17 protein-coding genes are annotated in these 20,762 nt (G+C 66.5%); 3 read left to right on the forward strand and 14 right to left on the reverse strand.

Going from position 1 to position 20,762, the window contains the following annotated elements; translation table 11 throughout:
- Positions 1 to 26: 26 nt before the first annotated feature.
- Genes ACZ6R6_RS05885 through ACZ6R6_RS05910 form a run of 6 tightly spaced genes read right to left on the reverse strand, consistent with a single transcriptional unit; the run spans position 27 to position 9,764 of the window.
- A complete protein-coding gene (locus ACZ6R6_RS05885) occupies positions 27 to 2,171 on the reverse strand; it encodes a type I polyketide synthase (protein ID WP_470090524.1) in 2,145 nt (714 codons plus the stop codon).
- Complete coding sequence (locus ACZ6R6_RS05890; protein WP_470090526.1) at positions 2,168 to 2,974, reverse strand: thioesterase II family protein; 807 nt, start codon at positions 2,972 to 2,974, stop codon at positions 2,168 to 2,170. The genes ACZ6R6_RS05885 and ACZ6R6_RS05890 overlap by 4 nt, the downstream gene beginning before the upstream one ends.
- Entirely contained in the window at positions 2,971 to 6,327 is a 3,357-nt protein-coding gene (locus ACZ6R6_RS05895; RefSeq protein WP_470090527.1) for an AMP-binding protein, read from the reverse strand. Before ACZ6R6_RS05895 ends, ACZ6R6_RS05890 begins: the two co-directional genes overlap by 4 nt.
- A gap of 39 nt (positions 6,328 to 6,366) precedes the next feature.
- Complete coding sequence (locus tag ACZ6R6_RS05900) at positions 6,367 to 8,073, reverse strand: AMP-binding protein (protein ID WP_470090528.1); 1,707 nt, start codon at positions 8,071 to 8,073, stop codon at positions 6,367 to 6,369.
- Entirely contained in the window at positions 8,073 to 8,336 is a 264-nt protein-coding gene (locus ACZ6R6_RS05905; RefSeq protein ID WP_470090530.1) for a phosphopantetheine-binding protein, read from the reverse strand. The genes ACZ6R6_RS05900 and ACZ6R6_RS05905 overlap by 1 nt, the downstream gene beginning before the upstream one ends.
- A 30-nt stretch (positions 8,337 to 8,366) precedes the next feature.
- Positions 8,367 to 9,764: a KamA family radical SAM protein gene (locus tag ACZ6R6_RS05910; protein WP_470090532.1), complete on the reverse strand. Its 1,398-nt coding sequence runs from the start codon at positions 9,762 to 9,764 to the stop codon at positions 8,367 to 8,369.
- Positions 9,765 to 10,397: 633 nt separating this feature from the next.
- Between ACZ6R6_RS05910 and ACZ6R6_RS05915 the strand changes: the two genes are divergently transcribed.
- Positions 10,398 to 11,489 carry an IS630 family transposase gene (locus ACZ6R6_RS05915; RefSeq protein ID WP_470090533.1) on the forward strand — a complete coding sequence of 364 codons (1,092 nt, stop codon included), beginning with the start codon at positions 10,398 to 10,400 and terminating at the stop codon, positions 11,487 to 11,489.
- Between the two features lie 342 nt (positions 11,490 to 11,831).
- Here the strand turns inward: ACZ6R6_RS05915 and ACZ6R6_RS05920 are convergent, their stop codons facing one another.
- From ACZ6R6_RS05920 to ACZ6R6_RS05950, 7 genes are all read right to left on the reverse strand, one after another.
- Entirely contained in the window at positions 11,832 to 12,032 is a 201-nt protein-coding gene (locus ACZ6R6_RS05920; RefSeq protein ID WP_470090535.1) for a hypothetical protein, read from the reverse strand.
- A 17-nt stretch (positions 12,033 to 12,049) separates the two neighbouring features.
- On the reverse strand, positions 12,050 to 12,868 hold the full coding sequence (locus tag ACZ6R6_RS05925; RefSeq protein ID WP_470090537.1) for a hypothetical protein: 819 nt from the start codon (positions 12,866 to 12,868) through the stop codon (positions 12,050 to 12,052).
- 972 nt (positions 12,869 to 13,840) lie between these two features.
- A protein-coding gene (locus ACZ6R6_RS05930; protein ID WP_470090873.1) for an IS5 family transposase occupies positions 13,841 to 14,652 on the reverse strand; the annotation gives its coding sequence in 2 pieces (ribosomal slippage) (positions 13,841 to 14,316 and positions 14,316 to 14,652; 813 coding nt in all).
- A 680-nt stretch (positions 14,653 to 15,332) separates the two neighbouring features.
- The gene (locus tag ACZ6R6_RS05935) at positions 15,333 to 15,485 is read right to left on the reverse strand and encodes a hypothetical protein (RefSeq protein WP_470090538.1); all 153 of its coding nucleotides are present in this window, start codon (positions 15,483 to 15,485) and stop codon (positions 15,333 to 15,335) included.
- Between the two features lie 146 nt (positions 15,486 to 15,631).
- Positions 15,632 to 16,573: a recombinase family protein gene (locus ACZ6R6_RS05940; protein WP_470090539.1), complete on the reverse strand. Its 942-nt coding sequence runs from the start codon at positions 16,571 to 16,573 to the stop codon at positions 15,632 to 15,634.
- Positions 16,574 to 16,624: 51 nt separating this feature from the next.
- Complete coding sequence (locus tag ACZ6R6_RS05945; RefSeq protein WP_470090540.1) at positions 16,625 to 17,089, reverse strand: recombinase family protein; 465 nt, start codon at positions 17,087 to 17,089, stop codon at positions 16,625 to 16,627.
- Positions 17,086 to 17,571 (reverse strand): recombinase family protein, encoded by a 486-nt coding sequence (locus ACZ6R6_RS05950; RefSeq protein ID WP_470090542.1) that lies wholly within the window; start codon positions 17,569 to 17,571, stop codon positions 17,086 to 17,088. Before ACZ6R6_RS05950 ends, ACZ6R6_RS05945 begins: the two co-directional genes overlap by 4 nt.
- Positions 17,572 to 18,211: 640 nt before the next feature.
- Between ACZ6R6_RS05950 and ACZ6R6_RS05955 the strand changes: the two genes are divergently transcribed.
- On the forward strand, positions 18,212 to 18,388 hold the full coding sequence (locus tag ACZ6R6_RS05955; RefSeq protein ID WP_470090543.1) for a hypothetical protein: 177 nt from the start codon (positions 18,212 to 18,214) through the stop codon (positions 18,386 to 18,388).
- Here the strand turns inward: ACZ6R6_RS05955 and ACZ6R6_RS05960 are convergent.
- Positions 18,364 to 18,876, reverse strand: coding sequence for a hypothetical protein (locus tag ACZ6R6_RS05960; protein ID WP_470090547.1), 513 nt, complete (start codon positions 18,874 to 18,876; stop codon positions 18,364 to 18,366). The genes ACZ6R6_RS05955 and ACZ6R6_RS05960 overlap by 25 nt on opposite strands.
- A gap of 320 nt (positions 18,877 to 19,196) precedes the next feature.
- Here ACZ6R6_RS05960 and ACZ6R6_RS05965 point away from each other — a divergent pair, with 320 nt between their 5' ends.
- Positions 19,197 to 20,654: a restriction endonuclease gene (locus ACZ6R6_RS05965; protein ID WP_470090549.1), complete on the forward strand. Its 1,458-nt coding sequence runs from the start codon at positions 19,197 to 19,199 to the stop codon at positions 20,652 to 20,654.
- Positions 20,655 to 20,762 lie beyond the last annotated feature (108 nt).

The raw sequence follows: 20,762 nt of genomic DNA on the forward strand, positions 1-20,762 counted from the left end.
ATGGTGCGGGTATCTGACATGGTGGCTCACCGTCGGCTTTGCTGGGGGTCAACGCGGGAGGAGTCGATGATTGAGGCGAGTTCTGCGAAGTGCTCGGCGCCGAGGAGATCAGCCATGTCCACCTGCCAGTCATGCTTGCGCCGGAGTGTGACCTGCACCTGCATGGCCGAGAGCGAGGTTCCGCCCAGCCCGATGAAGGAGTCGGCCGGGCTCACCGCCTCGTAGCCGAGTGCCTGGCTCACCGCGTCGAGCAGCGCGGCCAGAGTGCCGGCGGCGGAGCTGGACGAGGCGGAGCCGCTGTCGCTGAGCCAGAAGGAGTCCTCGTCGAACGGATACAGCGGGAGGTCCACCAGTAGCGGAGGCTCGCCGTCCTTGAACAGGTCCGGCCAGCGCAGGTGTTCCCCGGCCGTGTACCCGCGCGCCAGGATCTCTTCGGCCGCACCTGTGGCGTCGCGATGTGATCCGTCCGCCGTCCAGACGCCCGCGACCTTCGGCCAGTCGTCGACGTCCATCCCGGCCAGCGTCTGACACGTGTCGACGAATGTCGCCAGGTCAGGGGCGATGATCGCCACGCGGCAGGAGTGGTGTTCGCGTCCCGCCCACAGGCTGAAGGCGAGGTCACGCGAGCGCGCGGCGGTGCCGTGACGTGCGTGTGCCGCGACCAGCGCGCGCAGGGAGGTGCGCGACCGCGCGGAGATCGGGAACACCCACGGCCTCGCATCGGGGAGCGGCTGACCGGGTACGGCGACGCCGATCCGCCGGGGCGCCTCCTCCAAGACCACGTGCACGTTGGTGCCGTTGAATCCGAAACAGCTCACCCCGGCGCGGAGCGGCTCGTCATCGGTCCGGGCCGCGCGCAGGTTCCACGGTTCGGTGGGCACGAAGACCGGGGAGTCCAGGAAATCTATGTGCCGGTTGGGTTCGCGCAGGTTCACCGTCGGCGGCACATAGCCGTGCTTGAGCACCAGCATAGTCTTGACCAGGCCGGAGAGCCCGGCCGCGCCGTCGATGAGATGCCCGATGTTGCCCTTCACCGAGCCGATCGCGATGAACTGGCGCCGATCGGTGTGGCGGGCCACGGCATCGGCGATGCCGCGGATCTCGATGGGATCGCCGAGCGCTGTGCCGGTCCCATGCGCCTCGATGTAGGACAGGGACTCCGGTCCCACCTCCGCCCTGCGCCACGCTTCGAGCAGAAGGTCGGTGTGCGCCCCGGGGTTCGGGGCGGTCAGCGACGCCGAGGCGCCGTCGTTGTTGACGGCTGAGCCGCGGATGACCGCGTGGACGCGGTCCCCGTCACGCACCGCCCGGTCCAGAGGCTTGAGGAGAAGCGCCACGATTCCCTCGCCCCGCCCGATTCCGACTCCTTCGTGGTCGAAGGGGCGGGATCGATGGTCGTCGGCCATGATCCCGGCAGCGTCCATGAGCTGGCCCGAAGCGATCGGCAGAGAGAACAGGTTCACGCCCCCTACCAGCGCCATGCCGCAGTCGCCGGTGCGCAGCCCGAGACAGGCCTCGTGCAGGACGAGCAGGGACGACGCGCAGGTGGCGCTGGAGACGAAGGCCGGACCGCGCAGGTCGAAGTGGAACGATAGCCGGGACGCCACGAAGGAGGGGACCACGCCCGGCACGGCTGACGGGGTCAGCTCACCGAGCGCTCCGGAGTAGTCTCCCGGCGCCGCCGAGACATAGACGCCGGTACGGCTACCGCGGATGCGGCCCACCTGGCCGGCGTCCTCCAGACAGTGGTAGGCGACCTGGAGGAAGCGGCGCTGCTGCGGGTCCATGGCGCGGGCATCGGCGGGTGTGATGCCGAAGAACCCGGCGTCGAAACGGTCGATGTCGTCGAGCCAGGCCGCGGTGATGAATTCGGGGTCGTGGTCCGCTTCGGTCAGCATCGGCTCGCACAACTCGCGGCGTCGCCGCGGTGCGGCCTCCACCCGGTCCTCGCCGGACATGAGCACATCCCAGAACCGTTCGTAGACCGGGGCGCCGGGAAGCTGCGCAGCGACGCCGATGACCGCGATCGCTTCCGGGTGTTCCGGCTGTTCGGCCGCTTCCGGTTTGGCCGTCTGCGCGGATCTGACCGCCTCCACCAGAGCCTGGGCCGTATGGCGGTCGATGTGCCCTCGGGAGAGCAGTCCCAAGATCGAGGTCATGAGTTCGCTCATCTGGACGCCTCCTGGTCGTGCTGCCAAAGCCGGGCCTTCACCACGCGGTGCAGGCACTCGCGGGCCTCGGAGCGTTCGAGTAGATAGAAGTGACCGCCTGGGAACATTCGCGTGCGAGGGGGACGGACCAGCACGTCGGCCCAGGCTTCGGGTTCGTCCGAAGCGGCGGAGGCGTCCTGCCCTCCGTTCCACAGCTCATAGTCCGTCTCGGGCAGCGGCGAGCATGGATGGAGCTGATACGAGTCCATGAGGAGTAGGTCGTCACCGAAGGCCTTGACAGCTCCTTCCAGCAGCTCCGGGGTGTCGAAGACCGGGGCCGGCGTGCCGCCGTACCCGATCAGGCCCGCCACGAGCCGCTCCCTGGACCGCCGGGGGGGCGGTGAGGGAAGGTCCCCGGACAAGGCGGCAGTCCGTCTCGGCGAGGGCGCGGACGAAACGACCACGCACCGGAGCCAGGCCCGTGTCCGCGGCGATAGGCTCCGGACCACGGCATCGCACAGCAGCCCGCCCAGGCTGTGGCCGAACATGATCGCTGGGCGGTCCAGCAACGGCTCCACTTGGCGGGCGAGCACACGGCGCGCCTCGTCGAAGGTCGCGGCCCGAGGCTCCCTGTCGCGAGCTCCCCGGCCCGGCAGGTCGATCAACAGCGCCTCGACCCCGTCGTGAAGATCCGACGCCAGGGGCAGCATTGAGATCGCGGACCCGCCGGCGTGCGGGAAGAAGATCACCCGCGCTCCCTCGTCTCGGCCTCGGCCGACTGCGATGTGACCGTCCCGTACCTCGATCCGCAGATCCGAGTTCATCTGGTCAGCTCCCCAATCATCTGGAAGCCCTCGCGCGCGGTCAGCTCCCCGCGTTCCACCGCCCGGAGGATCGACATCCTGTCGTTCGGAACACCCCGCAGGTGACGTGCGAACGTGTTGACGGTCGGAAACCGGAAGAGGTCAGCGAGGGTGAATTCGTATTCGGCGAGCCTCTCCCGTAGCCGCTCGAACAGTGTGATCACCAAGATGGAATGACCACCTGAGTCGAAGAAGCTGCGATCAGGCTCGACCTTCACGCTCAGCAGCTGCTCCCAGATCTGCGTGATCTCGGCGGTGAGCGGAGTCGTCCCGGAGCCGGTTCCCGGTGAGGCCGCCAGCTTCGGTTCGGGCCGCGCCGCCAACGTCGTGCGGTCGATCTTGCCGTTCTCGGTCCGGGGCAGCCTGGACATCACATCGATCGATCGGGGGATCGCGTACGGCGAGAGCCGGTCGCCCAACCAGTCACGCAGGAGGTCGGCGTCGAGGTTCCCGGACGAGCCGACGAAGGCTCGCAGGCTCGCGTCACCGTCGGCCCGCACGTGGACCTCGTCGACCCCGTCGTGCGTGAGCAACAGGTTCTCGATCTCGCCGAGCTCGACTCGGTGGCCGCGGATCTTCACCTGAGCGTCACGGCGTCCGAAGAACTGGATCGTTCCTTCCATGTCGATGACGCCAAAATCTCCGGTGCGGTAGGAGCGGACGCCGTCACGGGAGGTGAAGCCGCCATGGATGGACGGCCGGCCGTCGGTCAGGTAGCCCAGACCGACTCCGGGGCCGGTGATCCGTACCTCTCCCAGGGCCCCTCTCGGCAGCCGGTGGCCCGCGCCGTTCACGATGTCCAGCTCAGTGCCAGGCAGTGGTTCTCCGATCGGGCACAGGCCGGAGCGGGACTCACCGGAGGAACGGGCACTGTCGTAGATCACTGATTCGACTGTGCATTCGCTGAGCCCGTAGCCGTTGACCAGCCGGACCGCCGGCGGCAGGAGACGCCGCATCTGCTCCAGTTCTGCGGAGCGGAAGATGTCAGAGCCGACGATGAGGGTCCGCAGGCTCAACCGTCCGCGCTTCGCCGACCTGTCGAGGTGGCGGAGCAGCGCCGATACGAGCGCGGGAGTGGACTCCATGAGCGTGATCCGGTGCTCACGGATCAAGGTTTCCAGGTGGGCCATGTCGACACGTCGCTCGTCGGGGCAGACCACCAGGCGCCCACCGGTGCACAACGCCTTCAGGAGGTCGCCCAGGAACACGTCGGCGGTCCAGCTTCCGAGCTGGAGCACACTGTGGCCGCCGGGACCGGGGACGTAGGCCTCCTGCCATGCCTCCACCAGCGGCGCCAGGCCGCCGGCCGCGAGCACGACGACTTTGGGGGTCCCCGTGCTGCCTGATGTCGCCACCAGGTAGGCGGGACTGTCCGCCGGTAATGTCTCGTCGAAGTCGTCGGGAGCTTCGGAGAGCTCACGCCACGCGTCCTGGTCCAGCACGACGCACTGGTTGGGGTGGAGCGCGTCGAGAAGTTGTCGCTGCCGTCGCGGCGGCAGCCCCGAGTCGACCGCGGACCAGGCGATCCCGGCCCGCCAAGCTCCGCAGATGGCGACGGCGGCGTCCACGCCGCGCCTGCCGATGAACGCGACGCGGCTTCCGGGACGCAGGCCCAGACGGCGGCTCAGATAGCTGGCCATCGCCCTTGACCGGTCCAGTAGTTCGGCGTACGTGCATGAGTCGCCCTCGTCGGCGACGGCGATCGCATCGCCGTCAGCCATGCGCAGGTAGTCGCCGATCGTCCATGGACGAGCCTGAGCCGCGGTTCCGAGGACGGCCCCGGCCTGCTCGGCCGGAGTCAGCGAGGTGCGCAGATCTTCCGGATGGACCGCGAAGTAGGCCACTGCCTCCAGCAGCGACTCGACGACCTTCCCGTCGTAGCGGGAGTCATCCCATTCCGCCAGCAGCCGGATCCGTTCGCCGAGGCTCACGGTCAGACTCAACGGATCGGAGGTGCCGCCGCTGGAGTGGACCAGGCGCGCGACCGGGGCGCCCGCTCCCAGCGTTCCCAGGTCGCCGTCGAAATTCTGGAACACCAGGGTGGAGGCGAAGAGCCGCGTGCTCGGCGGCAGCCCGGCAGCCTCACAGATCCGAGGGTGGGTCACATGGCCGTGTTCGGTGGCGGCGGCGATGGCGTTCATCGTCAACCTGGCTCCCTCCACGACCTCCCCTTCGGTCTCGGGGCAAACGAGCGGCACCACGTTGATCAGGCAGCCGCTGAGCCGTGTGGATCCGGGGAGCGTCGCAGGCCGGATGTTGACCGTCAGGCCGACGCAGATATCCGCGTCCTCCTGGTATCTGGCCAGCACCCGACCCCATACGTAGGCCAGGAAGGCAGCCTGGGTGACCCCGTGTCCCGTGCAGTAGGCGGCGACGGCGGCGCTGTCGGAGGCAGACAGTTCGGATACATGCGCCCGCGCGTCGACCACTGCGGAGTCGGCCTCATCGGTGGCCGTGCGCGCGAAGTCGAGCGTCTGGGCTGGGCGCTGGCCCGCCAGCCGCCGACGCCAGTACTCAAAGGACGCCTCCTCGGCGCCGTTCTGATCCCGCCAGTCGAAGTACGCGGCGACCGAGAGGCGAGGGACGACTGGCTGTGACGGTGGGTCGGCCAGCGCCTCCACAAAGTCCTCAAGGCACTGTGCGAGCGACCATCCGTCCAAGAGAGCGTGGTGGGCGGCGAACACCAGCACCGGGGCTGGCTCCACACCGGCCCGCTCGTCACAGGAGGCGATGAACCATCCAGCCACCAGCGTGTCCATGCCCCCGTCGAGCAGCCGTGAGGTCTTCTCCGCGGACCAGTCGGCCAACGACATCCCGGCGAGTGACAAGGACTCGACGCATCGCAGCTCGGCTCCCGAAGAATCCACGTCGATCACCTGGGACAGCCCCGAGGAATCCCGGAGGATACGGGTTCGCAACGCCGGGTTCTTCGCCACCATCGCCTCCCAGGCGTGCTGGGCCGCCGCGACGGAGACGGGCGCGGTGAACCGATGCGCGCTGATCATCCAGTAGGCGGTGCTGTCCGGACGACGCAGCGAGTCGAGGACGAGCACCGGCTGTATCGGGGTCAGCGGCAGTCTCCGCTCGCCGGCGGGAGGAAGGCTCCCCGCGGCTTCAGCCGGGACCGCCGATGACAACAACGCGAGTTGCTCGTTGAGCGTCGGATGGTCGTAGAAATCCGACAGGGAGAAGGAAAGGCCGGTGTCCGTGAACTGGTTGACGATCTTGAGTGCGGCCAGCGAATCGCCGCCGAGTTCGAAAAAATTGTCGTCTCCGTCGAATCCGGCTACGTCAAGATGAGATCGCCAGGCCATTATGAGAGCTTGCTCAAAATTCAAGATTCCACCCGCGGCTCACGCGACAACGGGTGCCGCCGCACCCTCGAACGACTGTTCAGGATTCAGGAACAAAGCCTGGAGCTGCTGCTCGACATAGCGCCTCCGGGTCTCACGCACCCGCACTTTTCCGCTGGTCGTCATTGGAAGAGCCCCCTTGGGGAGCAGATGCACGCCGCGCACGAAGAGGTCCAGCTGCGTCACCAGCGCACTACGAACACGCTTGGCGAGTGCGTTGAGCTCGAGTTCCGACCCGGGGGCGGACTCGGAAACCTCGGCGCACAGCCGTACCTCCGCGGAGGCAGCCGGGGTCTCGTCGACGATGAAGGCCGCGCATCTCCCCTTGCGTAATTCGGCGAACTCGTCGCAGACGGCTGCAATATCGACGGCGAAGATATTGCGTCCTTGAAGGATCAGCGTGTCATCGGCCCGCCCGAGGACGAATAGGTGGCCATCCCTCATGAACCCGAGATCTCCCGTCGCATGCCATCGGTCAGCACTCGCTTCACCCTCGGGCTCCATCCAGTAACCCCCGCCCAACTGCGGGCCAGAGACATGGATCTCCCCGATGCCCCCCGGGGCGGCGGCGGCAATCTTCACCGAGGTTCCGCTGACTGGCTTTCCGCTCGAACTCAGCCACCGCACATCGTTATCCGGAGCCTCGGCAACCGTGATGTCCCCTCGTGCCAGCGCACTCGCGCTGACCCTCAGGTGCAGAACGGGAACGCCGGGTCCGCTGGTGGTCACGGTCAGGGTGGCTTCGGCCAGCCCGTAAGAGGGAGCAAAGGCGGACTCGCGGAAGCCCGCTGGAGCGAAGTGCTCAGCGAACCGGCGTATCGTGGCCGTCCTCACCACCTCACCCGCGTTCCTGGCCACACGCCAACGGCTGAGATCCAGGCTCGGAACTCTCTCGGAAGAAATCTTTCGCACACACAGCTCGTAGGCGAAGTCCGGAGCACTCGAAAGTGTGCCACCGCAATGATCGATCGCACACAACCACTGCATGGGGTCACGGACGAAGTCCCCCGGGCTCAGCAACACTGTCCGGTACCCCTGGAACAGCGGGCGCATGAGTCCGGTCACGAGGCCCATGTCGTGGAACAAGGGCACCCAGGTCACCGCTGTGTCGTCAGACGACTCGCCATAGGCGAGAGCTGTTTGCCCGCAGTTCGCCGTGAGGGAGGCGGTCGTCACCTTGACGCCTCTGGGGCGTTTCGTCGATCCGGATGTGAACTGCAGAAGTACCAGACCATCGCGGTCTGGGGAGATCCTCAGTTCCGTTCCCGTTCTAGCGAGTTCGGATTCGGAAACCACCGGACAGCTCAGACGCACCTTCGCCATGAGCTCGCGCACATCTTCCAGCCAGTGGCCGGCTGTGACGATCAAGGCGGGATCACAAGCGCCAACAATGCTGAGCAGACGCTCCTTGAACGCCGCCGGACGCCCGGACATGGGGATGGGAGCCGGTACGGCGACGCTGCCCCGGCCAGAGCAGGCGAGCATCGACGAGATGAACGAATCATCGTTGGGGAGGACAATAACCACCCTGTCACCAGGCTGAACCCCGTAGGCGTTCAGCCCGCGCAGTGTTTGATCCACCTTCTCGTTCAGTGCACGCCACGTCCACGAGCGGGACGCGGTGCCGTCCCGCCAGAGCGTTAGCGCGAGCGCCTCGGGGCGGAACTCCGCGTGTTCGAGCAGCCGCTCGTACGGCGTCATCGACATCACAGCGACAATTCACGATCGGGAGCGAGACCAGCACCGCATTCCTCAGCGAGCCTGGCGGCGAATCCCATGAAGGTCTCGGCGTCCCAGAGCGTATGAAGGTCCAGCTCTAGGCCGAGCAGATCTTCCAGCCTCGCCGCGAGCTCGACGGCGTTGAGAGAGTCGCCCCCAAGCGAGAAGAAATCATCCTGCTCTGTTATGGGCCGCTCAAACAGATCCTGAGCAATGGACAAAATGGCATGAAAAGTCGCGTCCTGGTTCATAGTTCCTCAAGAGTGCGGTGTCGGCCAGTCTTAAAGAGAGGGGAACGCGGTGCGCCACCACTCGCGGCCGCCCTTAGGCAGGGTGTCGATGGGGTCATAGAAGGGGTAGCGCTGGCTCAGGGCATCAGGATCATCGCCGTCGAGACTGGTCCGATAGTTCTTCGACCAGTAGGAGATCCCTAACTCCCTGTCGTATTCGGCGACCTGATGCACCCAGCGCTTACCCACCTTCGGCACATCGCAGACGATTCTGGGGGTGGCGTATCCAGGCAGGTAACCCATGATCTCGTCCTGAAGCTCCCGGGTTCGGGCCACCGAGGTGCGCCAGTGTTCGGCGCCCGGGATCATGTCGCACATGTAGAAGTAGTACGGAAGGATGCCCGCCTCGTCCTGCAGCGCAAAGCACAGGTCGAGCAAGTCGGCAGACGTGTCGTTCACTCCGCGCATGAGCACGCCTTGATTGCGCACATCCCGTACACCCGCATCCAGCATCGCGGCAGCGACTCTGGCGACGGCGGGGGTCACCGAGTTGACGTGATTGATGTGGGTGTGGATGGCCAGGTTGACCCCGCGTGCGGCAGCAACCGCGGCCACCCGGCCCATACCCTCGACGATCTCGTCCTGCAGCCAGTGTTGCGGCAACCCCATGAGCGCCTTGGTGGCCAACCGGATGTCCCGAACGGTGTCGATCTCCAGCAGGCGCACCAGGAAGTACTCCAGGTGAACCCAAGGCAGATTCGCCAGATCGCCCCCCGAGACGACCACGTCACGGACACCGGGGTGGTCTACGAGGTAGCCGAGGATCGCGCCTTGCCGGTCGATCGGCTTGAGCGTCAGCCGTCGCTTCTCAACAGCGGGGGTAGAAGTGCCGACCAGGTCCATCCGGGTGCAGTGCCCGCAGTACTGAGGGCACGTCGACAGCAACTCCGCGAGGACCTTGGTGGGATAGCGGTGCGTCAGTCCCTCGACCGCCCACATCTCGTACTCGTGCAGCGAGTCGCGAGCAGCGAATGGGTGAGACGGCCAGTCGGTCCGCCTGTCGGAGTGAACCGGGAGCATGCAGCGACGGATGGGGTCGGCATAGAACTCATCGGTCCACGAACTGGGGGCGGTATCGGTGACACCGGGGGTCATCGTGTTGAGCACTTGCGGCGGCAGCAACATCGGCATGGTGGCGGACTGCTCGATGTCCTTGGCGAGGTCAATGTAGAAGTCGTCGTGTAGCCGGTCGCCCATGACCGCGTTCAACTGCCTCATGTTCTTAACGCTGTGCGCCCGCTGCCATTGCGCACTGGCCCACTGCTCGGGGGCGACGTCAGCCCAACCAGGGAAGCGCGTCCAGTCGGGCTCGACCAAGGACCGGCGCCGGTACTGGTACGGCTGCTTGATCAGGGCTGGTGGCCTGCGGCTGACCAGGGTATTCGTCACGATCGCTGCTCTGTCCACGGTTCGAGCGACACCCCCAAATCGACGCTAGCCACATTCTGAATTTTGTATTCAAACGAGCCGAGGTGGAATATGACATCACATAAGGCCCTAATCTGACAAGATCCAAATCGACCGAGGCCGGCTCCGGCTCCCCCGCGAGACGCCCCCTCAGCCTGCCGTTAGACCTCTGATCTACACATTTGCCCCAATAGATGCGCATGGTGATCTATCGCGCGTTGAGTCGGTGGCCGATCTCCTCTACGAGCGCGAATCGTTCCTGCGCGAAGTCGTCCGGTGTGGGCCGGGCCAGCAGGACGACGCTGGTGACCTGCCCCATGACCCCCGTCCGCGGCATGGCCTGGGTGCGAACCCCGGCTCCGGCACCTTCGAGGGTTGCACCTGCCGAGAATTCCATCCGTCAGGTCAAGCGGTATGTGAGTCTCGTGGGGGACTCAAGCGGGAGAACACGTCCCTGCGACGGGTGGGCGCACGGGGTGGCCCACCTTCCTAGGCACTGACCTGCAATCCGCGCAAAGCCTGATTGGATGCGCGAATTATTTGTCAGCGATCAGAACTGCGGCGTGTCTACTAATAGACTGAGTCTTAGGAGAGCTATAGAAGTAAGCTTGGCTTATGGCGCGCATGGGTCGGCCGACGGTCGAAGTGGTTCTGACGGATGACGAGCGCGAGACGTTGCTGCGCTGGTCGCGGCGGGCGACGTCCACGCAGGCTCTGGCGCTGCGATGCCGGATCGTTCTCGCCTGTGCCGACGGGTTGTCGAACACTGCGGTAGGTGCGGACCTCGGGATCCATCCGACCACGGTGGCTACGTGGCGCAAGCGGTTCGCCGTCAACCGGCTTGAGGGCCTGGCCGACGAGAAACGCCCGGGACCTGCGCGCACGGTGACCGACGAGCAGGTCGAAGACGTGATCGTGCGGACTCTGGAAACGACACCGAAGGGTGCCACGCACTGGACCACCCGGGAGATGGCCAAGCAGAGCGGGCTGAGCCAGTCGACGGTCTCGCGGATCTGGCGCACCTTCGGCCTCAAACCACACCAGGTCGACACGTTCAAGCTGAGCAAGGAGCCGCAGTTCGTCGAGAAGGTCCGCGACGTGGTGGGTCTGTACCTCGATCCGCCCGAGCGCGCCATAGTGCTCTGCGTTGACGAGAAGTCGCAGATCCAGGCGTTGGACCGCTCGGCCCCGGTGCTGCCGATGATGCCGGGCATGCCCGAGCGCCGCATCCACGACTACCTGCGCGGCGACGTCACCACCTTGTTCGCAGCGCTCAACACCGCCACCGGCGAGGTCATCGGCTCCCTGTACCGCCGCCACCGCGCCGCCGAGTTCAAGAAGTTCCTCACCAAGCTCGACGAGGAAGTCCCCGCCGGGCTCGACGTCCACTTGATCTGCGACAACTACGCCACCCACCAGACCCCCGCCATTCAGAAATGGCTGCTCGCACACCCGCGCTTCCACATGCACTTCACGCCCACCGGTTCCTTCTGGCTCAACCAGGTCGAGCGCTGGTTCGCGCTGCTAACGGACAAGCAGATACGGCGCGGCATCCACAAGAACGTCCAGGCGCTCGAAAGGGACATCCGCAACTGGATCGCCCACTGGAACGAGGAACCCAAGCCGTTTATCTGGACCAAGTCCGCCGACGAGATCTTCGAGCGCCTCGCCGGCTACCTGAACCGCCTACCGAACCCCAAATCCTAAATATGCAGCTCTTCTGAGACTCGGGAAACTAGAACAACGCGAGGGTCTGGTCGGCTACCCGCTCGCAGGCGCCCAGGCGCAGACAGCGACGGCAGTTGACCGGGTGCTCAGAGGGATACAGCCGCCCTGGGTCCCAGCCGGAGATAGGGGTGCGGCACGCGGGGGCGGGCAGTTCCACGCCGTACCGATCCCGGCTCGTGCCGGAGCGGTGCACGCTACGGGAACCTTCAACGCTCAGGCCGCATGTTTCCACACGTCAACCTACCAAGATCACCTTTTGTGTCCGCTTGGTTACGGCGACCGAACCGGTGTGACAGCCTGCCCTGAGCCCGGAACTCCTGGCTACGGCAACGCCACCACGGTGACGGTGCCGGTGGTGGCGTGGCGGGCGGTGAGCCGGCCCGTGTCGTCGACCTCCAGCACGTAGGCGTCGGGGGCGACACCGACCACCACGCTGGTGCGGTGCTCCAAGATGCGGAGCCGGTCGTCCAGGTCACGCAGGATCTCCGCAGGTGTGCGCGGCCGTACCCTCACCCTCGCCATGCCGTCCCCCTCTTCGATCAGGCGACGGTCGCCGCGGTGTCGACGCCGAGCGGCGCCAGCGTGATACCGACCTTCTCGCCGTCGGCTTCGGTGAACGTCACCAGCACCCGCAGCAGCCGCAGCTCGGCGGCGATCGTACGGCACGTCGCGGTCGAGGTGACCGGGACGGTCACGCCGGGGACCAGGTCCTGGATGCCGATCGGCGCCTCAGGGGCGAGCTGGGAGTCGTCGGGGATTTCGAGGAACACCGGCGCCGGATCACCTGAGGCGACCGGGGCATTCGCCTCGGCCTTGGCGGAGGCGCTGTCCTGGATCTCCTCCTCGGTCGCGATGAACTCCAGCAGCCCGCACGTGCCGGTGCCGCCCGCCTCCGCCATGACGCCCTTGCCGATGACGGTCGCGTGCGTGATCGCCGCCAGGCCGTCCTCGATGACCGACAGCGGGCCCACGAAATGCTCGTCGGTCAGTCCGGGCAGCCGGCCCAGCGGGCCCTCCCCCGTCAGGATGATGCGCCGGCCCAGCGCCGTGAAGTCGACGCCGGTCCTCGCGGGCTCACGCAAATGGTCGAGGACGTAGCCGGAATTGGCGGCGTACTTGCGTTCGCCGACGATGCCGGACGCGGTGGCCCACAGGTAGGCCACGACGTTCGGGTCGTCCAGCTCGAAGCCGTGTTCGACGAGAATCCGGGCGATCATGGCGAGGTCGGCGGTGTTGGTGCCGGTGTAGTCGAGCAGCTCGCGGATCTTCCTCCTGAACAGCCACTGGGTGACGTCGCGGGCGGCGATCACCGTGTCGTCGCCGCGGTGCGCGATCCGCGTGACCGGCCCCTCCCACACCCGTTTCTGATCGCGGTAGATCGTCAGCGAGTGGCACCGGGTGCGGGTGTTGCCGAGCAGCTCGCAGCACTCCTCCCCCGGTAGGGGACGGTGACGTTCGCCTCGGAGGTGTCGTCCAGGATGCGTGACCAGTCCAGCGCCGACGGCTCGACGGTGCCGTACTCGCGGCCGCCGGTCCGGTCGGCGATAGCGACCGGGTACGTCTCAGGGCACCCGAGCGGACCCATAGTTATCCGTGTCCTTTCCGCCGGGCGTCATAGGCGGCCTGACGCGCCTTTTCGCACTCATGACACTGCATGCCGCCGCCTGTCTTCGGGATGAGCGCACCAGACAGCGTGATGTCGTGCAGGCCCTTGCGGCACTTCGTCTCGTCTCGTGGCGGGGTCTTGGCCCGATACCGAGCTCGCTGGGCGGCGTTGTAGCACTCTCGGCACTGCTTCCTTCCTGCCGGGCTTTCGATCAGTGCGTTTGGCAGGGTGATTTCGTGTAGGCCCTTCAAGCACTTCGTCATGTCCCTGGGTGGCTTCCGTTTCGCAGCGTTCCGCTTGATCCCCTGGATGCGCCTGCACTCTCGGCACTGCCTCGCGCCCTTGGCTGTTCGTTGAGTGTTCTCCTCGTCATAGGGGTGCCCGTGCGGGCATTCGTTCTTCTGGTAGTTCTTCGCGGTCGGGCCGACGCCACGGATTACGTTGGTACGGCTGGTGACCAGCTCCAGGTGATCGGGGTTGACGCATGCTCGATGGCGGCATGTCGGGCCGCCCGCGCACTCGCCGATGGTGACCGCTGCGCTGTGGCAGGTGTGGTCGAGCTGCTTTCGACCAGCGATCGGGCCCTTGACTGCGATGTACGCGTACCGGTGGGCCAGTTGCGTCCTGCCATTCGCGCGAAAAAAGCCGTAGCCCTTGTCGCTCTTCGACCCCTGCCAGATCCAGCATCCGTACTCGTCAATCTCGATCTTGTTTAGACCGTGTCCTACATGGTGGGTTTGAGATGTCGCTTATGGCAGGTCATGGCTGCAGCGAGGGTGAGAAGGGCCAGGTAGGCGTAGGGGTGACGCTCGTAACGGGGTGACAGGCGCCGGTAGCCGAACAGCCAGGAGATAGTTCGTTCGATCACCCAGCGATGGCGGCCCAGTCGCTGGCTGGACTCGACGCCCTTGCGGGCGATACGCACCCCGATGCGCTTGCCGCGCAGCCATCGCCGCAGCTCAGGATGGTCACAGGCCTTGTCGGCGTGGAGCTTGCCGATCTTGCGATACCGGCCCCGCACAGGGCTGTGTCTCAATTGGAGGGCGAGCACCATCGGCTTCAACCAGCGGCTGTCGTGGACGTTGGCCGCCGACAGGCCGACAACCAGAGGCAGTCCGGCCGCGTCCGACAGGACGTGCAGCCTGGAACCGGGCTTACCCCGGTCCACGGGCGAAGGACCTGTGTGTTCGCCCCCTTTTTGGCGCGCACATGCGCCGAGTCGAGCACCACGCGCGACACATCCAGCAGGCCATCGCCGGCCAACCGGTCCAGGACGGCCTGGTGCAACCGCTCCCACACCCCGGCACACGACCAGATCAAAAACCGGCGATGCACAGTGGACTTCGAGGCTCCGAAACACGGCGGCAGCGCCCGCCAGGAGCATCCGCTGACCAGCACGTAGACGATCGCGGCGAACACCGCCTCATCAGCGACACCGACGATCCCGCCGCCCTGCGGGCGCACCCGGGGCGCCGGCAGCAACGCCGGGGTGGCGGCGTCCTCCTCGCCGAAGAGGTCGGACTGGACGCTGTCGATGCACCGGTGCCATCCGGCGGCGTAGCCGTAGGCCGCGTCGGCCGCGAACGCGATGAGCGGAACTGCGCGCTGCCACGCGGCGGGCTGGCCGTTGCGGCGCAGCAGCGCGGCCAGGAACGGCTGGTCATGCTCGGCCTGCAGCATTACAGGGTGGGCGTTGACCAGGAACGCGGCCAGGATCCGAGCCAGTTCGGCGACCGGGACCGGCCGGTAGCTGTTGAGCTCCAGGTCCAAGGCGGCTGGTCCGTCGAAGCCTCGATAGCGGGTGTAGAAGTCACTGCTGTGCAGGCGACCTCCTTCGGCCCGCGGCAGGTCCCGGACGGGCAGCTGCCAGTGGTAGACGGCGTCACGCGCTCCTGGTGAGGCGGGGCGCAGCCGCGCCGGCAGCTCCCAGATTTCGTGCGTGTCGGAGGACGAGCCGGTGGTGGTCATCGCGATGAAGGCGAGGCGGGGCATGGTGGCGTCCTTGTTGTCGGGGGCGTCGGAGTCGATGAGCCGGGTGACGTCCAGCACGCGGCCCAGCGGATGGGTGACCCGCATCGGCGTCCGCGAGGGGGTGACGGCGCGTGGCGGTCAGCGGCACATGGAAAAGGCCGCGGAATCTGGTCCGTGATTCCGCGGCCTTCCGCGCGTCGCGCCCCGCAAAGGCGGGGACTGAACGTAGCGGTCTCCTCGCCGGTTCAAGCCGCGGCGCGATAGACCGTTTCGGAAGCGCCATCGGCTCCGATGATCAGGGCCGCGGCTTCCACCAGCTCGTCGCTCATCTCCACGCCCGGCTCGTCGGACAGAAGTTCGGCGATTCGGGCGGTGAGGCGGTCGACGTCATCATCCACAGGACCCTCCGGTGGTGCATGGCGGTGAGGGCAACCCTACGGGCGATCTCCCAGGATCGGTGTAGCCCAGCGTAGGCGAATGACCACGCACCGCGCAGCCGAAACGGCGGATTCACGGCAACCGCTCGCGTTCGTCCCGTTCTCGGTCAGTCTCGCCACACCCAGTTCAGACGCTCCAGGTCCAGCCCGGTGTAGCCCACCCTGGTGACCGGGCCGACGGCGATGTGGTCGAGCACCGTGGCCACCAGGTCGCGGCGCCGGTCCAGCGACGCATCCCTCCACCACTCGGCGAGCTCGCGGGGATTGAGCCCCTCGGGCAGCGTCGACAGCCGGTTGGACTGGGCGATCCGCCCGCGCAGCTTGGCGATCTCCTGCTGGGTGCGGCGGTCAGCGGCCTGGAACGCCGTCTTGGAGATCTTCTTGCCGACGAAGTCCACCGCGAGCGCGCCGATGCTCTCCTCGTGCTCCCTGATCTGGTCGAGGATCTGCTCCTCGTTCTGGGACGACATCGCCTGGCGCAGGCGCCGCGCCACAGCCGGCGAGGCGAACCGCGACAGGACTCGGGCGGCCACTTCCTGCTCCAGCGCCTCAGCCCCCACCCGGATGCGACCGCACCCGCCGACCGGCGGGCTCTTGCGGCACACGTAGCCGCGCGCCCCGGAGTTGGAGGGCTGAGACTGCAGCGGTTTGCCGCAGCCCGGCAGGCCACACACCAGCAGCCCGCCCGACAGCAGGTACTTGCGGGCCGAGGCGCCGCCTCCGCCGCCCTTGTGCCGTTCCGGATCACCGAAGATCGCCAGGATTTTTGCCTGGGTGTCGTCGTCGATGATCGCTTCCCATTGGCCCTTGGCGACCTTCTCGCCGTTGGACGTCCGCCAGCCGGCGATCCGCGGGTTCTGCAACGCCCGGCGCAGCGTGACGGCCTGCCAGGGCCGGCCGGTCGACGTGCGGATCTCCCGCCGGTCCAAGTCGACCACGATGGAACGCAGCGTCTCCCGCCTGATGAGGCGCTCGGCCACCTCGCGCAACACCTCGGCCTCAGCCTCGATCAGGGTCGTGCCGTCTTTCTCATATCCGTAGGCGCGCATTCCGCCGTACCAACTCTCACCTTGTAGTGCCCTTTGTCGATTAGCGGGTTTCTACCGCTCGGCTTTCGTCTCGACTTCCAGCCGAGCTACTGCCGCGTGCGTACGAGCCGACATCCTGCCCGACGGCGTCCGCAGGTCGACATATCCGTGGACCGCCGCGAACAACGTGCCGAGCTGCTCGGCGTATTCGCACAGGTGCTCCAGTTTCACATTGCGGCGCGCCACCCGGTCCAAATGCCAGCAGCCGACCGCGGTGACGAACTGCGATTTAATATCGGCGATCATCCGCTCGTAATTCTTGCGGCGTTTCCGCGTGTTGCTGGCGCTCATGTCGTTGTCGTCGTAGACGCCGACGATCACACCCTCCGGGTCGAGGTTCGCGATCATCTCGCGGACCTCCACCTCCTGCCGCTGCACGCCCAGTCCGGCGCCGATCCGGTCCTGGGAGATCCGCACGTAGATCGCCCAGCGGTGGCCTGTGCAGTTCAGCGTCGTCGACCAGTACGGCAGGGTCACAAGCCGCCGCCCAGGCGACGGCGCGGGCGGCGCGCCCGCTCGGCCGCGGCCACGCTGAGGGTCAAGGCGGCGAACGCGTCGTCGACGTCCTCGCCGGTGTCGGCGAGCGTGACTCCGATGCCGAGGCCACGCAGGACCGTCAGCGTCTGTGTGAGGCCGGCGGGGCGGGCGCCGAGCCGGCCCAGGTTCCAGGCTATGACGCGGTCGATGTCGCCGCGGTGCGCGGCCCGCTTCAGCTCGGCCATGTCGTCGCCGACCACGCCCAGGTCGCTGAAGCGGCCGGCGACCGTTCCGCCGAGTCGCGCGACGGCCTCCTCCAGGAACGCGAGCTGCTGCGCTACCTGCTCCACGCTGCCGCCTCCAGAACGCGCGTAGAGCGCCCAGCGGACGCCGTCGTGGAGCCCCCCGGGGCCCGCCAGGCGGGTTTCGGCACTCTGCGTCGCACTGAGAGCCGTGAGGAGCCTGTTGGGAGTCTCGGTCATCTGTCCCCCTGACACTCGGTCCGGCGACCAGGCGCGCGCACCGGCGCAGGACGGGCTCGAAGACGCCCATGCGCTCCTCGCCTCCTCCTGCGCCGTGCGACGCCTCCCGGCCGCAGCCGGGCACGTCTATCCGAACACCTGTATGGCTCCGCGATAATCGCGGACCCGATGAGAAGCCGAACCATACAGGGGAGATATTCCTCTCCGACGGCGTTGAGAGTACGACGCCAACCAATCCTCGGCCAGTCACAAACTGTCCCCTCACGGCCGAACAGCCCACACCCTCGCGACCCCGGCCGCGTTCCCGCAGCTCACTCCTATATGGCTGCGTGATAATCGGGCCGCCGGTCGACCACCGCTACCCGCACATGGGCTGACCTCCCGCGACCCGGCCGTCAGCGGCCTGGCCTGAGGAAGCTCGGCTACCCGAGCAACGGATAACGGCGACCGAAACGGTGGTGCTCGGGACTCACGAATCCGAGTCCCGGGCACCACCGTTTTCTCCCTGGCCGAGCCCGACCACGCCCAGGGATCGATCCTCGGTGCTGGCGTTCCCGCCCGAGCCCAGCCACCTCGGCCCACCTTGCTGCCGGCCGCGACCGAAGCTCAACATCCGGCATCATGGCCGTGGTGCCGTCTGATGGGCACGGAAGTCGACGGTCGTGATGTAGCGGTGGCCTTCCTTCCACTTCAGATTGCCTTCGCGATGGAGGCGGCCGACCACGAGCCCCGGTGCGATCTGCGCGCGGGCGGCAAAGTCCTCGATGTTGCGGAAGAGCTTGGGCTTGGCTTTCAGCCGCTGGTAGTCGGCGGCTGAGTGCGACGGGATGAGAGTCTCGGCGGCGGATCAGGGCGCCCAAGCGGATGCTCATCAACCGGTTCGAGGAACATGGGATCGCCTTCATCGACGTCGGATGGGCGTGAGCGAGGTCGCCTGCCGGCCGCAGGGATTTGTGCGGTGCGGGTGATGCGGCGGATCAGCTTGGTGACGGCCCACCGATCCAGGCGTTTGCCACCCGGGGGTGCGACGCGCTGGAGCAGCGGGATCGACAGCTCGCCCGCGCGCAGCAGGAGATCGCTCGTCTGGGGATCCAGGCGGCTGAGGCCGAGACCGCCCGCAATGGCGCCCAGGCGCGTGCTGAAGAGCTCCGCGCCGCGCTGGCCTCCGGCCGAGGCCCGTGCGGCCCGGCTGGAGGAGCTTATCGCCCGGCTGGCCGCCGTACCGCACACCGAATGATCGGACGTCCAAAAATAATCGAAAATGGCCATAACGGCAAAAAATTCGCCCGGCGGGACGAACGTCAAACCGTTGGAAGATATTACGGGCGAACCACAAATTCATTATGGAGCGCATTCCGCTGGCGAAGCGAGGTTGGTGAACCGGTGACGCAGGAGGTCCTACCAGCCACATCCTCACTTTCACCTTGCCAAACGTCCATCCATTTGATGCTGTTGACGGCATGGGACAACGGTCGGTATGGGAGAACTTCCAGCGGGATCACAGACGAGAGCGAGCGGAACACGCACGCGCACGCCGTCCCTGGCCGCCAGCCGAGCAGCGGATAAAGCGCGCGGAGGAAAAGGCAGAAAGAGAAGCTGATCGCCAGGCGGGTGAAGACGCCCGGATGCGGCAGCAGTTGCTACATGAAAAACTCTCGGCCGCGGCGGACTCCTTGACCAGGGAGACACACGAGCGGCTCATGGCGATCCAAACGACACTGGTCGCATCCCTGGACAGATTGGCAGAGGTTCCCTTCGACGCACTGAAGCGGCAGGTCGACATCCCCCCGTTCGATCCCGGAGATCTCGCCCGCGAGATCACCCCACCCTCACGATCACAGTACGAGCCGGAGCAGCCGACCGGGCTGGTGAGCCTGTTCGGCGGCCGCTCCCGCTACGAGCGGGAGAAGACGGCTGCGGAGGAGCTGTTCCGTAGAGCGGAGAAGCAGTATCGGCAGGCGGAAGCGCAGCGGCTGCGCCGGCTGGCCGCCGAGCGCGCCCGGTATGAGCAGGAACTGGCCACGGCGGAAGAAGGGGTCAGGGTCTATAACCGGGCAGTCGATAACATGCAGGCGGCTTTCCTCAAGGGCGAGGAGAAAGTCGTTGAGGACTACTTCACCCACGTCCTGGACAGTGCCGTCTACCCGGCCGAGGTTCCCGACCGAAGGCGGCTGGCTTACCGGCGCGAACCCAGGGAGCTGTGGGTCGAGATAGAGCTACCCGATCAGTTAGTCATTCCGACGGAACGGGGGTTCAGGTATGTGAAGTCACGTCAGAAGATCGAGGCCTTGCCGCGGCAGGAGAAGGAGGTCAAGCAGATCTACGGCAACTTGGTCGCCCAGCTGGCGCTATGCGTCATCCGTGACTGCTTCTCCGTCAACGCGAACGACCTCATCGGCACCGTGGTGTTCAACGGCAGGATGACCACGCGCGACAAGGCGACCGGGAAACGGATCCGCCCTCACTTGGTGAGCGTGAGCACCACTCGCGAGACCTTCAACGAGCTGGAGCTGGAGCACCTGGATCCCGCAGCATGCCTCAAACATCTGAACGCGCTCGTCTCCCCCAATCCCTATGATCTTGTCGCGGTGGAACCGGTGGTCGACTTCGATCTGTCCCGCTACAAGTTCATCGACGAGATCGACGCCGCTTCCGGGCTGGACGGACGGCCCAACATCGTCGAGATGGATCCGCTGAAGTTCGAACACCTGATCCGGCAACTGTTCGAAAAGCGCGGCATGAAGTCCTGGGTGACACAGTCGTCCCGGGACGACGGTGTCGATGGCGTGGTGGTCAACGAGGACCCCGTCATGGGCGGGGTCTGCATCATCCAGGCCAAACGGTACAAGAGTGCGGTACCCCCCAACGACGTGCGCGCCCTGGCGGGATCGATCGAAGACATGCGGGCCTATAAGGGGATCTTGGTGACGACGTCATGGATCGGTAGCGCGGGTCGCCAGTTCGCGGCGCGACACGGGCGTATCCAGCTTATCGAGGGCGCCGAGCTCAAGCACCTCCTCAAGGAACACCTCGACCTCGACGTACGCGTTGATCTTCCCAAGCCGCCTCCGCGACGGCGATGAGAAACAGAGACCGAAGAGATGTGAGACAGGGATCAGCGCTAACGCGGCTCCCGTAGGTCACATGGCATTGCAGCGCCTAAGAGGCGCTTCGCGAGTCGATGTCCCTAT

This window comes from Streptosporangium sp. NPDC048886 (assembly GCF_055586905.1).